Raw genomic sequence first — 14,363 nt, 5'->3', positions numbered from 1 at the left:
AAACTGCCTCCGGCGGACCCCACTAGTCCTGTATCGAAACGAACTGACTTCCAGCACTGTCCGCGCGCAGGTCTAAGTCAGGTGCTGACGACAAGACAAACCCGAGATTTTCGCCAAGACCAAACGGAAAAATCACTGGCTGCGCATCTAACGTCCCAAGACCAACAGGACGCCCCGCGCACTCAAGCACGGCCCTGGTCATCCAGCGCACCAGATCCGGCCCTTCCAGAGCAATGGTTTTCTTTCGGGTAAGCGTCTTTCCGTTGTCACTCCGTTCGAGCGTTGCCCAGTCGATCTGGGATTGAAGGACCATGTTGGTCATTCTTCGTGTCCCTTCACGTTCGCCGTAGATTTCCGCCATCCTACGATGCACCTCAGCTGTGGTGCAGTCACCCTGAAGTGACGTTAGTCGACCGATGATCTCAGCCACTTTGGCAAAGAATGGGTATGTTACGATAGCCATTCCCCATGTGAGAGCAGCCGGCGGCGTACTGGGCGCCGCTTGAAAAAGCTCTACGGCTCTTTGCGCAAAGGGCTCAAGGCCTTTGCGCGGCTCCAACCAGAGGCGGTTCAACACCGTTCTGGTCTTCTTTCTGGCCGCCGGTCCTGAATGTGCCTGATCCAAGATGGCTTCAAGTTCGTCGATCTCCGCGAGACCCGCCCTGACTTCTAGTGCTTTTGTCGCCCACTCAAGGCGAATAAAGCGGTCAAATCCTATTTGAGGTGCTGTCGGTCGCATGTTCTTCTTTCTTCATTCTTATCTTTACAAACGGCACAATCAGTTCCTCTAACGCCATTCCTCCGTGAGCGACAATCTTGTTTCCTTTAGGTACAAACGCGCCGCGTTCATTTGCATAGAGCGGCAAGAAATCAGCAGGCAGCCCGGGACTTCCAAACCGAAACGCGTCAATTTCGGGCGGGACAGATGACGCTAGGTCTTCGCTGCGATACGCCCTGACCCGCTCACCCTTCAATTCCGATACAACGCCTTGGCTGAGCCGTCCAATACCTTCGGCATCAACATTGCCGTGGTCCGCTGTGAGATAGATATGATACCCGTGCTGAGTGAGCATAAGAAATAGCTTTTCAATGAAGCCAGTATCGCACCATTCGCGAATTTGCCCGGCGACCCCGCGCTTTCCGAGCATTGCTCCGTGCACGATTTCATCGATCATATCGACAACAATACCGGCTACTTTCGTTGTCGGCTTCGAAAGATTCTCCTCTAGCGCGGCCAGCTGTTCAGAGCGCTTGAGCCCTTTTTGAAAAATGACTTCGGGCTTCCGAAGTCCGTGCTCTTGCCAGAACCTTGTCCAAAGCGATGGCTCTTGCGAGGTTGTGTCCATCGAACTCTGGAACTCTCGGGGTTTAAGCCCGGAAAAAAGAGCCTGACGTGAAATCGACGTCAGCGTCGGTAGCCACGCAAAACACCCGCCCTCATCTACAGAAAATTCAGGTGTCCTGGCCGACAAATCTTCACGGATTTGGACCCACTGATCCAGAGCCAGCCCATCAAACACAAGAAGGGCTATTCGGTCCTCGCCTGCGCTGCGGCGCATGGCCAGATACCTCGGGACATGATGTACCATCACAGGAGATTTCGCGACGGGCAGCGATGGCAGATCCGCAAAGTGCTGAAATACCCACTCCCTCAATCGCGCATCAGCGTCATTCTGCAACGTCTGTATCTGTACCTGCAGGCTATCGGCATCGGAGGCTTTAAGCTCATTGAAGCGATAGATGAGCTCTGCCAATCGACGTGCCGCTTCCACCCAATCTCGATGCGACGCGTCAATCGTTGGCAAATCCGCAGTGATCCTTTTTGCGCCTTCTGATACGAGATGGCTAAGTGCACGAGGATCGGCAATCAGCCCAACTTTGATCCAGTCAGGCAGCTCGGCAGGCAACTGATCAACTTCGACGGGCTGAAGGACGCCTTCGAGGAACATGGTATCAATAATGACCCGCACATCGGGATGATCGAATGGCACCGTGATTGCGGCCCGCTCGGACGACTCCCGCACTCCAGCAGAACCCTCAGTCCGGACACCGTGCTGTGCTAGAAAACCGCACCATGCATCTTGGACCGCGCGAACCATATCGGTCTTGGACGAGAGAAGCTCGACAATCGGTAATGTCCCGAGGGGCGTATCCCTCAAGACCGCAGCGACATGTTGCGCTAGCAGTTCTGGCAGCCCTGTTCCACGATAGTGAAGACGCAGCACTTCTCGCCAGAAATCCTCCGGCCTGTTCAGCAAATAAGGGCTAAGCCTGAAGATGTGGGTAAGAACGAAATCTTTGGTCGCCCCCTCGCCGAGAGGCTGTGCCGCATGCTTTTTGCAAGCTTGGAACAGGGCCTCGTGGTGTTCGGAGTCGATCTGCCGGACGACGCCATAGCTTAGCTTGGGGAAAAGATCAGCCAGGCTCAGATTAAGCGTGCGGGCTGATCTGATGTAGTCCCAGGGGAGTGAGTTGGGGTCTGTGCCTCGCAGTTGCAAGACCAGCGCCTTTGCAGTTCCTTCCCTGCCAGTATCCCATGCCGCCCGGTAGCGCTCCTCATACTCGGTCCTGAATGAAACAGCGTCTTCGAATGGCAGGACTTCAAATCCACGTTCACGAAGGCCGTGCAGGATGCGTTCATCCAAAAGGAGGCCATCCGGATCCAGAGCGATCCAGAAGCGTGAAAGTTCGGCAGGAAACTCCTGCAGGATGCGGTCGGTCCAAACACTCATTTCTCACCAAGCGCTAACTCGCCAACGCGCAAAACGAGAAGTGCATTAAGATCTGGCGAGTAGGATGCCGCTGCCTCTAGTTGCGCCATTCGTACCTCATGCTCACTCTGGAGACGTTTCCTGCGATAATCACGAACTGTCTGAAGCCCAACCCTTCCAATTGCTTGGTGGCGGGCTTCAAAAGCGTAAAGCGCGCGCGCGCGTTCTTCCCCAATCCGTGTCTTGTGCTCTGTCACAAGATCAGAGAACACGCGCTCACCTTGAGCGATGGCCGCGGATTTCGACCGCCTATACCAGTCGTGTGGGTCTTGTGTTGCATGGGCTTCGATCTGTTCGACTTGTTCCGTGAGAAGGACATCCCAAATGCGCTTTGCAGTGGGCTGGAAGGCACGACCCTCGTCATTGACGAACACGGATAGGAAGCGGCGACGGCTGAAGTCGTCAGCCGCTAGGCTGATTTCCCAAAGTGACCAGACGCCTTTGACGCTGTCAGGAAGCCCAGCTATGCGCACGGCAGGTACAGGCTGACCAGAGATGCATCGTGGCAAATCCGCAATCAGGGCTTGTGCCCGAGGGTCTTCAAGCGTCACCCATTCGATTTCAGGTCGGTCTGCTGCGGTTCGCGCGTCGAAGCAAACCGTCGCTGACTCACTGCCATCGGCCCAACGTATCCGCCAAGTATCGCCTTCTCGTGTAGCTTCCCCACCGCGCGCTGGCAGCCCAGTGGTAATTGCACGCTCAAGCCAAAACTGAGCCGGGTGGTCACGCCACTTTCGCGCGTCATCCGCATCCAGATCGTGCCCGTCAGCCAAAAGATCGCTACTCTTCCGGCTTTCCGTCAACGTGGTTCGAAGCTGAGTCAGGACTGCATCGCATTCGGTTTCGATCGAAGCAGGATCTTGAAGCCCTTGAACGAAAAGCTCATCAAAGAGAGGCTCCGCCTCGACCGAATCCATCACATCAGCAACTTTATCCACGCCGAACTCCTCGGCGATTACAGCAAGTTTGGCTTCGAGGACTTCCCGAACGCGATGCTCGACCGTGTCTTCGAGCACGAAATTTATTGCCCGCACAATATGAGGCTGACCGATACGATCCACACGGCCGATCCGTTGCTCGACCCGCATGGGATTCCACGGCATATCAAAATTGACGATGATGTGGCAGAATTGGAGGTTGAGACCCTCGCCGCCAGCGTCCGTGGAGACCAGAATACGTACGTCCCCTGAAAATGCCCGCTGAGCCCGGCCGCGCGCTTCCAGATCCATGCTGCCATTGAGCGTTGTAACTGAGAAACCCCTGCTCTCAAGGAACTCCGCGAGCATAGCCTGTGTTGGAACGAACTCGGTGAAGACCAGGACCTTCAGTTCAGGATCGTTCTCTTCCTGCTGAATCTTGTAGATCTGCTCCAAGAGCGCTTCGGCTTTGGCATCAGTTCCCTGTGCCTCGGTCTCACGCGCGAGAAAGAGAAGCGCCTCTACGTCTTTTCGCTCATCGCCCAAAGCTTCAAATGCCACGGCAACATCAATCTGATCATCACCCGTCAGCTCATGCCAATCTCCGACGCCTTCTGCAGAAAACAGCTGCAATTGACGGTGATCGTCATCCAGAGCAAGAAGCCGCCTTTCCAAGGTGGCCCGGATGGCCGCAGTGCTAGAAGTCACCAACCGCTGCATCAGGATCATCAGAAAACCGATGTGTCTTTGCTTCGATGCCATGGCCTGATTGTAGCCGTGGCGAACGTATTCAGTGACTGCCTCGTACAAGCCCTGCTGCGCCTTGTGGCGGTCCAACCAGGCGACCGCTTGCGTCCGTGTCAAACGGGGCTTGAACAGAGGTTTGCCTTCGGCATCGATCGCCAACCGCTTTTCGGTCCGGACTACAAACGGGCGCACACGATCACTGGAGATGCTATTTTCATCCGGAAAGGAGTCACGGTCGAGAAGCTGCATAAGGCGGTGGAACTGGTCGGTTTTTCCCTGGTGAGGCGTTGCGGAGAGAAGCAAGAGATATGGCGCAGCTTCGGCAAGTGCTGCGCCAAGTTTGTAACGCGCAACCTGGTCGGTGCTCCCGCCCATTCGGTGGGCTTCGTCTATGATCACGAGATCCCAAGATGCCGATATCAAGTCTTCGAAGCGTTCACGGTTATAGGTGCTCAGCTGCTCAGCACTCCAGCCGCGCCGACCTTCAAGCGGCTTCACGGAATCCAGCGAACAAATCGCCTGATCGTGCAACCGCCAAAGATTTTCCTCGTCATCGCGAAACTGCCGATATGCGGAAAACTCGGACGGCTCGATGAATTGGAAATTCTCACCAAAGTGAAGGCGCATTTCGGCCTGCCATTGCCGCACCAAACCCTTTGGTGCCACGACAAGAATCCGCTTTGCCATGCCGCGAAGCTTGAGCTCCCGCAGGATCAGACCGGCCTCGATGGTCTTACCAAGCCCAACTTCATCCGCCAGCAGATAGCGGATCCGGTCCCGGCTCATGGCGCGGTTCAGTGCGTAAAGCTGGTGCGGCAGCGGCACGACGCTCGACTGGATTGGTGCCAGAAGCAGGTTATCCTCAAGCGCATCCAGGAGCTTTGCCGCAGCGGCAGTATGCAAAATCTGGTCCACTGTCGGCCGAACAGCATCGAGTGGTCCTAGATCACGCGACCGGGCACGGACGACGGCGTCTTTGCCCGGCAGCCAAACCCGATATGAGGTCTCGCCCCATATCTCCTCCTGGTCCACGACACGGCAGGGCGCGGCATGTCGCTTATGCCAGCACCATGTGCCAATGTCTTTTCCGCTGTCCCCATCTTTCATGTATCTTTCTCCAAGCGGATCAGCGAATTATCGTTCGGTTCTATGACGTCATCTACTTTTGTATTGTACGGCAGAAATTTTGGCTTTCCAAAGCCCTCAGGGTGGACCGAAACGCCCAAGACTATCACTTCAACGCCTGCTGCAATTGCAGCCTCGAAAGCTTGATAATAAGCAGGATCACGCGATGCGCTCACCTCAAAACTTCGAGCGTCGTTGCGCTGTACGAGAAATAGCAGGACTGCACGATGCCCAGCAGAAGCCTTGCGTGTGAGGGATTTAAGTTGTTTTAGGCCTCTAGGCGTTGGGGAGTCAGGATAGCGAGCCACGCCATTCTCCACAACATTAGAACTCTTTACCTCTACGAGGCATTCACCAGTTGGGCCTGATACGATGAAATCCACCCGAACACCTGGCTCGACGACATGTTCGCGGAAAACAATGCAATATTCTTCCAAAAGCGGGATCAACCGCAACCTTAGAGCTTCTTCCACAATCCGATTGGAAAGGTGAGTGTCTGTTCCAACCCAAAGCCCATTGGTCTCAATTGCCCGCCAAGTGAAACGCCTCTTTCGTTTTAAGTCGCCACTCTCCCAGATAAGCGCACGCGACCCACAACTGAAGTCACTGGCCATTGCGCCAGAGTTTGCGCAATAGACAAGCTCTTGGGTGCCATCTGCCAACTCCATTAACGCGAGAAATCGCTGCGTCCTCCGCAAAAAGGTTGCGTCATGTTGCGGCTGGGGAAATGTCATAAAGACCTGAGTGGAACTCATTCATTAGACCACACAGCATGTGGCTCATGCCAGCACCGTTCACCGATGCCGTGTCTGTTATCTGCATACGTCAAGCATTGGCCTCCATGCGGGTAAGCGCCTGATCGTACCAGAGCAGCAGCTTTTCGTCCTCTTGCAGCGTCTCGTCAGGCAGCTTTTCGGCGATGCCGATGATCGTCTTGTAGTCCTTCGACGCCCAGGCAGTCTTGAAACCTGCGCGCAGCACCTCGAGGCGCGACTCCTTCAGCTGGCGCTTGGTCGCGGTCTTGTAAGCCTCGAACTCCTTCAGCAGCGAGCGCTCGCGCTTTTGTTCGAGATCTTTCGCTTTGTTCGGGTCTGGCACGAACCAGCGGTCCTTCGCCTTCGCCTTCAGGCGGGGGTCTTCCTTCTCCAGACCACGGAGATCCTTGAAGTTGGTCGACAGGTAGCTGTGGATCTGGCTCGGCACGTCGCCGTTCCCGTCGAAGCGTAGGAAGTTACCATCGAGCAGATCCGCCAGTTCGGGCTTTGCTTCATGCTTCTTCCAGCCAGCCCCTACTTGAGTCGTGAATTCTGGATGCACTTCTTGATAGGTTGACGGACGCTTACGCAGAAAATCCGTCAGCCAGTCGATAGCCGATCGCTCATCGGAGACGAACAGCTCCATCTGGGGCGCTTGAGCAGACTGAGCGCGTTTTCGGTCATATTCAGCGACCTGTTCAGATAGGAAGACCATGCCATCCCGCTCAGCGAAGCGGCTACGCAAGCCGTCTAGGAACTCTTCAGTGGAGAGAGGCACAGGGAAGTCGTGGCGGACGAACCAAGCGATCATCCGGTCATAGATGCGGCGGGGATCACGCTCCACAACCATCTCGAGGATACCGCTCTTTCCCTTGGTCACAGGTAGCTGACGCAAATGGGTCTGAACAAAATCCCATGCGGATTCTGGGGCAGCACCACGTTCGGCCAATCTCTCCTCGAGTCCTCCATTCGGTTTGTAAGCAGAGATAACCAAATCCTGTTTTACTGCATTTGGTGAAACCAGCTGTTGAAAGCTTCCCTGTTTCTTATCGAGCGCATTGACCTCTGCAACGACAAATCCAGCCTGCTGAAGGCTTACTTGAATTGAATTCCAGACCGCTGCGCGGCTGTTTGAAAAGACTACGGTCATCCAGCGACCCGGCTTTAGAACACGGAAATACTCACGGAATGACTGCGTCATCAGGTGTTGGTATTCTACTACCGCTTTCTCCCTCACCCGATCTACTATTGCTTCAGGGGTTGGGTCCGTTGTGACTCCATGCCAAGATTCTACAAGGATGTTTAGATCTGCATAGTAGATATTCTCGCCAAAAGGCGGGTCGGTGAAGATGTAATCAATACTATTCTCTGGCAAAGGAAGAGCGGTCGCTGAACCTGTTGTTATCGCGGCAACTCCTTTCTTAGGGTGATACTTTTGAAAAGCCGAAACAAGCCTTTTTAGTTTTCCGTCCATTATATACCAAGGACTGCATTCTGATATCTGTGAGGCAACATAAAAAACGCCGCTGAGGTACTGGTTCACCTGCGAAAAATGTGTTGGCGTATACCTCGCCAAAGTTGACATCCCCCAAATTGCTTGTTCCACCATGTATATGAGGAACGAACGAATTCTTGCATCGGGATGATTTTTCGCGAGCCGCCAGAGTTCACTCATGCCCTGAGCTGCACGAGGCAAATACATGTGATGGATAGCCTCAGTGCGCGTCGTGCGCATGCGGCCAACCCTTGTCATTTGGCAGTCGGGCAGGAAATTCTTCGGCATTTCCAAAGGCAGTGGAATATCCGCTATTTTTGATAACCGATCCAAATCCATTTTGTCCGGTTTCTTTTCGTAGGTTTCCTTTCCGATCTTATAGATTATCAGAGACGGAACGCGCTTGGGACGCTGCGAAATGGAATCTGTAGCCGGATCAACAAAGCTTTCGAAAACAAGATCCATTTGCTCCTTAGTTGCTACTGCACCACAATGAGGGCAAGTAATGGTCTTTGAGACTTTCTTTGTTTCTACGTCTAACGCAGCTTCAGTGAAAATTATCTCGCCTGCGCAAGCATGGCAGCTAAATATGTCACTCCAAACTGTGTACTGAATTTTGGCCTCTGTACTCCCGTCACTGTGCAGCGTCCGATACATCCAACCGATCTGCTTATCCGCTTCCTTAAGAAGCTTTTTACCTTCCCTCTCGAAGACTCCCACGTCGAACGGGATATTGTAATTCGCGCCAATAAATGTCGCTGCGGGAGAAAGATCATTGAGAACTATCCGTCTCGCCCCCCATTTTGGCGCTGGTTGCCCGGCTTTCTTCCACTCGAGTTCGAGTTGATGGCGATAGGTGGCTGGAGCTGTCCCGCACCACTGGGCAGCCACACCGGTCATGCCTGAGCCAGAAAATCCGTCTAATACGATGTCGCCCGGATCGGTGAAGTGTAGGATAGATGGTACGATTGCGAGGTGAGGCACTTTGGTATGATAAGAATGCGCCTTGTAGAGCGCATCAGTCTTGCCAACGGATACGTCAATCGCCATCGGCTCCCGTGAATACTTCTCGGCAGGGTCATACGTACGGCCGTACTGCGAGACGAAATCCGCCAACCATGGGTTTGGGCATGCTGTATAATAGGGCGGATCTGACATAGCTAGGATCGCGTCATCGGTTCCCTTCGGGAAGCCTTCCTGAGCCCGAAACGCAGGGTCTTGCAGCTTCTCGGCCAGAAGCTTCTGAAAGTGCTCACGTCGCGCGTCGTCACTTGGAAAGGTCATGCCAAGGCACTCGACCGGTCCGCCGTTCTTGCCGCCATCCATTTTCATTTGCTCAGTCATCTGTTTGTCTCATTTCAAAATGGTTGGCGGTGAAATTACTCGACCACAAAGCGCAGCTTGGTGGTGTCTTTGCCCTTGCAGCGGTCGGTCAGGAAAGCCTCGAACCGCTTGCGCAGATCCTCGGGGGTCGCAGGAGAGCCGCCCTGTAGCAAGGCCTGACGGATATCGCCGCCAGAGACGACCACCTTGTCGAGTCCGGACAGCGCCTCCTGCACCGCGTTTATGAACTCAGGCGTCACAGGATCGGACAGCGTCTTGGTATCGACAAACCCAGTGACAATCTTGCGCGAGCCTTCCTTTAGCAGTTCGAAGTTCGACTGGATTATCGGATCCTCGAGGTTGTCGAGAAGCGTTTGCACCCAGCCGTCCAGCAGCTGATCGAGCTCATCGTCCAGTTGTTTGAGAACATTGGCCGCGGGCAGCATATCGCCCTGTTCGTTCGCCGGGCGGAAGTTGCAGTGCGGACAGACCGGGCTGGCCGAGAGCTCGGAGTCGACCAGCGACGCGCAGCTTTTCAGCTTGTCGAGCTTCTCTTCGAACGTGGTGAGCTGGCTAGTCGGCATCAGCGAAATGTTCGCCAATGCCCGCATTGCCACGAGGCGAGAATCCTTGCGTAGTGCGGTCTTGGTCTTGTCTTCGGAAACCCCAAGACGTGCCTTGCTGTGCAGGCTGACGTAGGCCGTCAGGTAGTCCTTCTTGAGCTTGCTGAGGGTCTGCCGGTGTTCGGATCCATTCTGGCTGGTCGATAGGGCCTCGAGAACCTGCTTGCGGGTGTCCTGGGCTTGCTTCACCCAAGCATGGTCCGACGGAAGCACCAACTCGGCCTGGCCAAGGTAGCTTGCCGTATTCCCAAGTTCACCAATCAGGCTATTAAGCCCCTCAACAGAACTCAGAACCTCAAGGTTCTTCTTTTGCGCTGCGATATCGTCAGACCCGATGCGCAGGTTCTTCAGTTTACCGACTGTGTTGTAGGGCGACAGGCTTTCCGAGAAGGCTTTGAGTTCATCGAGCTTTGAGCGCCAATCGCGGATTTCCTCGTCGCGCAGAAGAGGCTGACCCCAGAAGCTGAGCCTGTTCGCCATATCGGTCGAGGCTGCAAGCACACGCTTTGTGAGCTTGTTTACCTCCTCCTGAAGCGCCTTTACGGGTTCATCCGATCCCTGAGTTGCCTGCTGTGCAAGCCCCGGCGGGAGTTCGAGCATTTCGAACAAAGAGCGCAGCACAGCCACGTTGATTTCCTTGGGAGCTTCAACGTGTTTGAACTGTTTCAATTCTTCAAGTGGGCGGTCAGCAAGCAGGCTGATTTTACCAGAGTCGATCTTGTCGCCGGTAATCGCCAAAACGATGTCGCCCGAATAGACCAGCGATCCGAGCACTGTGACCAAGAGATCGGTTTCGAGCCGATACTTGTCCGGGCTGAAATATTCGATGTCGGCATTACCAGCCAGCAACTCGCTGCGATTGAGCACTTGTCCGTGCCCCTTGGCCTTTAGGCGGGCCAAAATGTCTTGTGCATATCGCGATTGGACCGGGTCGATGCGATCCCCGTCAAGCATTTCGAGACCATCGAGAACGATCACAGCGTCCTTTGTACGGTTGCTGCCGCTGAGCGCACGAAGGGCGTTGCCGATCAGTTGCTTTCTGTTGGATTCGGTAACCAGCGCTGAGAACGTTGGGTACTCCGGCGATACATCAGAAAACCGGCTGCTTAGCGCAATCCCCGCGATTACGTTGACAACATCGCGGAAGTTGATGCGCTCATCAGGCCCCAAGCGAGCTTTGTCCCGAAGAGAAATGCCCTTGGTCCAGTCCCTGAGTGTTTTGGATTTGCCCTGAAACGTGACCTCGAAAGCCTCGAGCTGCTTTTCCTGCAGCCATTTGCTCATTTCGCGCAGCGTATCGCGAACGCGGTCAAGGTACACTCCTTTGGCCCCGCCACTTGCGGTTGACGCAAGCTCCTGCGCCGCAGCGTAAAAGCCGAGCAGTCGCTTGATCGTTTCATCCGGTGCTTTCAGGCGGAAAAACACCTCGTCGGCCTTCTGTTCGTCACGAAATCGTGGCGGATCGAACGGCTGAATAAAGTATAGATAGAAATCCCGCTCCGGCTGCGCAGTCGGCCTATCGTTGGGAGCCCCAAAGAAGAGATAGCCGATGCGTTCAACGCGGCGCTCCTGCCACTCAATCTGGTATTGCCAAATCTGGTGCCCCGTCACGTAGCTGGAATCGTCGGTCCGCTCCATGAGTTGGCGAATGGCCCCATAGTAGGCACGATCGAGAGCATCTTCCGACAATGCTTCCGCGCGCTTTTCAATTTGGGCGTCGTAATCAACGTCTTTCTTGAGATCGAGATAGTATTGCTCCGTGTCCGGCGCCTTCGATATGAATTGGCCGTTTACCGTCTTCAGAGTCTCTCGCAGCGTCGTTTGGACCGCCGTAAGCAGGTCATCAGATGGATCCCCGCCCATATCTTCAATGCCAGGCTGAAACAGACACAACGTGTCTCGCAGTTCCTCGGCCGTAGGGCCAACTGGGACATAAATGTCGCCACCCGTTGTCAGTCGATGGACAGAAAGACCATCAATAATGCGTAGCGCCATGGACTTATAGGCCGGGCGTGTAAAGGCTTTGGACACACGTTCCGACAGTACTTCGGATACTTTGAGCACCGGCCCGATGTTCGGATCAGAGCGAAGGACAGAATTCTTCGCGACCGTATCCCAAAATTTATCAAAACCGATGAGCCCTGGGCGGTCTAACGGCACTTCGTCGCCGAGAATGGCTTGGATCTGATCACGCAGCGTGACCAAGGCGCCGCGCTTTTCGGTGAAGACCAGACGCTCAAACGTCCCGATGTAGTCAGGATGGACTGGGAATAGCCTCACATATTCGTCCATACGCTCGTTCATAGAGCCATAGAATTTTGTAAATGGCCCAAGATAGGCACGGATCTTGTCTTGCTGATCAGAAGACTTCTTCAGAAGTCGCTCAGCGACAACGAAGCTCACATCTTGTCGAGCCAGCAAAACCTGCGTGAAGCGGTCTTTCACGCGACGTAGGCTGTCTGCCACATGCTGGAAGCGACTGCTGTCAAAAATCGCTTCCTGAACGCCCGCGACAAACCGGAACCGGAGATGTTTGGTCACCTCTCCGATCTCTCTGAGGAATGAAAGGTCAAGAACCAGCTCGTGATCCTTGCGCGAGCGCAAGAACTCGAGAAATTCGTCGACCACCAAGAGAACGCCCTGGTCAGGATGAACTTCCGCAAAGGCTGACATCATTTCCTCGAAGGCAGCCTTGTTATTGACGACCTTGTCAGCCGGGGGAAATGTGTAATCCACGCCATGCTTATCGAGGAAGACCTCAAGCTGTTGGGTAATGATATCCCGCAACGACATCAGGCTCGATATCTCGATCCGGTGCACTTTGAACCGGCCGGCAATCGCCTTTGCCGCCTCTGCAACCTGCGGATGGTTGATCATCGGCACATATGACGCGTCTTCGGCGACGAGAGATAGCACCGACATTAAGTGCGACTTACCGGTGCCATAGTTACCAACCACTAGGACGCCTTTGTGGTCGACGGCTTCATCGAACGAAAGCTGGGGGATCATGAGTTTGGCGATCCGATCCGCCATGTCGTCCGAGATGACATAGGTCGACACCAACTTCTTGGCTTCGTCAGGACGATCGGCGTCGAGAAGCTGAATAACTGACTCAATAGGCTCAAATTGAATGAGATCGCCGTAGCGCATTGCCATCTCGTGGTTTCCTTTCAATTAACTCTGAACGGGACCAAGCCATCACAGCCATAGTCCTGATATTCTGGGTGTCCTGTCGTCGCGTAGGACAATCTGTTTTCCGTTAGTGCCCCTGGCCAAGCAGCAATGACGCGTCGCGCCTGCGCGTGCCGTCTAAGCAAATCGAGCGGATTAAGCCGCAACCCTTGGTCGAACAAAATCTCAAGGTTATCCATCAGCAGGAGACCGTTGGACGTAAACTCACCCGCCAGTCCCTTCAACAGATCGGACGCCTGCAGGTGTCTCCTCGGACTTGGAACTGTAAGTAATTCGCGCCCTAGAGCAGCGCCAACGTTCAGGATTTTTAGATCCCTGCGTTTGGCAAACTGCTGGAGCAAATCGCTCTTTCCCGAGTTTGGCGCGCCGATCAGCAACAGCAGTTTGCTGTTTACGACGACAAGGTCTTCGACAACGCGATCAAGTGACTCAATCATGCACTGGGCCCCTCGATCGCCGAACCCGACGCACTGGGAATCGGAACCCCAAACTCAGATGAGTTCAAAAGGACAATTTGCTGGTCTTGCGGGCGACGCGCTGCCGGGTCTGTATCAAGTCCTAGTCGTCTCAACGCGTAATAGAGCAGCGCCCGCCGGACTTTGATCTTCGCTTTGCCGCCACGCATACCGTAGTCAAGGGCGATGACCTTTGCCTGCGTTTCTGAAAGAGCGGGATGCGGCACAATTTCCAAAGTGACTTCGGCGTTCCAGTCTTTGTCATTGGTCGCCGTCACTTGGCTCTCACGCACAGCACGGATTTCAAGAACACGTGAAAGCAAAAAGTCTTTGAAGCATTCGTCAGTCAGGCAGAAGGCTCTGGAGTGCCAACGAAACCCATCAAAGGCGATAGCGTGCGGCGCAATCCAACGCCAACGAGGCTCCGGACTGGACAGAGATTGATACTTCAACTCTACCTCCTCAGACCGACGAATTGCGCCAACCACAGACCGCAGTGTCACCGGATTTACGCCTCGAACGGGCGTTGGCGCAGAAGCGAATGTTGGGAGATCTGCGATCCAAGAATCTTCACGATCAAGAATACCGTCGGCAACTGAACGCAATTGGGTGAGATAACGGCTCGCGTCAGGCTCCAGGAACTGCGGTCGGAACTCCGAACCGCGCACGTAAGTGCGGGCGCTCTTATCATAGACCATATTTTCAGGAGCAAAGCCGATATACCGGTTAAGGTCGGTGGACGCTTGGTTCACAGAGACACCGAATTGGTCCATCAGATCGCTCCGGTTCACATGCCCCTCCCAGAACAGGCGGAACTCTATGAACTCGAGGCGTTGCTCGACTCCCCAACGAAGTTCTGACCTGTCGCTATCCACCTTGGACTCCCAGCCTTGCAATGCGCATTGTAACTATGCGCGCCCATTAACTGGGCCTGTGACAACTTTAGGGAGCGTGAGTGTG

Annotated in this window: 8 protein-coding genes; all 8 read right to left on the bottom strand. The window is 54.5% G+C overall.

Features of this window, described 5'->3' with window-relative positions; translation table 11 throughout:
• Positions 1 to 22: 22 nt before the first annotated feature.
• The gene (locus ACEN2R_RS10975) at positions 23 to 739 is read right to left on the bottom strand and encodes a hypothetical protein (protein WP_442042132.1); all 717 of its coding nucleotides are present in this window, start codon (positions 737 to 739) and stop codon (positions 23 to 25) included.
• A complete protein-coding gene (pglZ, locus tag ACEN2R_RS10970; RefSeq protein ID WP_442042130.1) occupies positions 708 to 2,732 on the bottom strand; it encodes a BREX-3 system phosphatase PglZ in 2,025 nt (674 codons plus the stop codon). The genes ACEN2R_RS10975 and pglZ overlap by 32 nt, the downstream gene beginning before the upstream one ends.
• Positions 2,729 to 5,542, bottom strand: a complete 2,814-nt coding sequence (locus ACEN2R_RS10965) for a DEAD/DEAH box helicase (protein WP_442042128.1) — start codon at positions 5,540 to 5,542, stop codon at positions 2,729 to 2,731. The genes pglZ and ACEN2R_RS10965 overlap by 4 nt, the downstream gene beginning before the upstream one ends.
• The gene (gene sfsA / locus ACEN2R_RS10960) at positions 5,539 to 6,315 is read right to left on the bottom strand and encodes a DNA/RNA nuclease SfsA (RefSeq protein WP_442042126.1); all 777 of its coding nucleotides are present in this window, start codon (positions 6,313 to 6,315) and stop codon (positions 5,539 to 5,541) included. The genes ACEN2R_RS10965 and sfsA overlap by 4 nt, the downstream gene beginning before the upstream one ends.
• A gap of 70 nt (positions 6,316 to 6,385) precedes the next feature.
• Entirely contained in the window at positions 6,386 to 9,154 is a 2,769-nt protein-coding gene (locus ACEN2R_RS10955; protein WP_442042124.1) for a DNA methyltransferase, read from the bottom strand.
• A 35-nt stretch (positions 9,155 to 9,189) separates the two neighbouring features.
• Positions 9,190 to 12,912 carry a DUF6079 family protein gene (locus tag ACEN2R_RS10950; protein WP_442042122.1) on the bottom strand — a complete coding sequence of 1,241 codons (3,723 nt, stop codon included), beginning with the start codon at positions 12,910 to 12,912 and terminating at the stop codon, positions 9,190 to 9,192.
• Between the two features lie 14 nt (positions 12,913 to 12,926).
• Positions 12,927 to 13,385 carry a BREX-3 system P-loop-containing protein BrxF gene (gene brxF / locus ACEN2R_RS10945; protein ID WP_442042120.1) on the bottom strand — a complete coding sequence of 153 codons (459 nt, stop codon included), beginning with the start codon at positions 13,383 to 13,385 and terminating at the stop codon, positions 12,927 to 12,929.
• A complete protein-coding gene (locus ACEN2R_RS10940) occupies positions 13,382 to 14,278 on the bottom strand; it encodes a WYL domain-containing protein (protein ID WP_442042118.1) in 897 nt (298 codons plus the stop codon). The genes brxF and ACEN2R_RS10940 overlap by 4 nt, the downstream gene beginning before the upstream one ends.
• Positions 14,279 to 14,363 lie beyond the last annotated feature (85 nt).

Source organism: Pseudogemmobacter sp. W21_MBD1_M6 (genome assembly GCF_052119585.1).
Classification (GTDB): Bacteria; Pseudomonadota; Alphaproteobacteria; order Rhodobacterales; family Rhodobacteraceae; genus JBGQOJ01.
This window is presented reverse-complemented; position numbering and strand designations above follow the sequence as displayed.

Coding starts and splice junctions, on each gene's coding strand:
- ACEN2R_RS10950 (WP_442042122.1), bottom strand. CDS start 12,912: ATGGCAATGCGCTACGGCGATCTCATTCAATTTGAGCCTATTGAGTCA.
- brxF (WP_442042120.1), bottom strand. CDS start 13,385: ATGATTGAGTCACTTGATCGCGTTGTCGAAGACCTTGTCGTCGTAAAC.
- ACEN2R_RS10965 (WP_442042128.1), bottom strand. CDS start 5,542: ATGAAAGATGGGGACAGCGGAAAAGACATTGGCACATGGTGCTGGCAT.
- ACEN2R_RS10955 (WP_442042124.1), bottom strand. CDS start 9,154: ATGACTGAGCAAATGAAAATGGATGGCGGCAAGAACGGCGGACCGGTC.
- ACEN2R_RS10975 (WP_442042132.1), bottom strand. CDS start 739: ATGCGACCGACAGCACCTCAAATAGGATTTGACCGCTTTATTCGCCTT.
- sfsA (WP_442042126.1), bottom strand. CDS start 6,315: ATGAGTTCCACTCAGGTCTTTATGACATTTCCCCAGCCGCAACATGAC.
- pglZ (WP_442042130.1), bottom strand. CDS start 2,732: ATGAGTGTTTGGACCGACCGCATCCTGCAGGAGTTTCCTGCCGAACTT.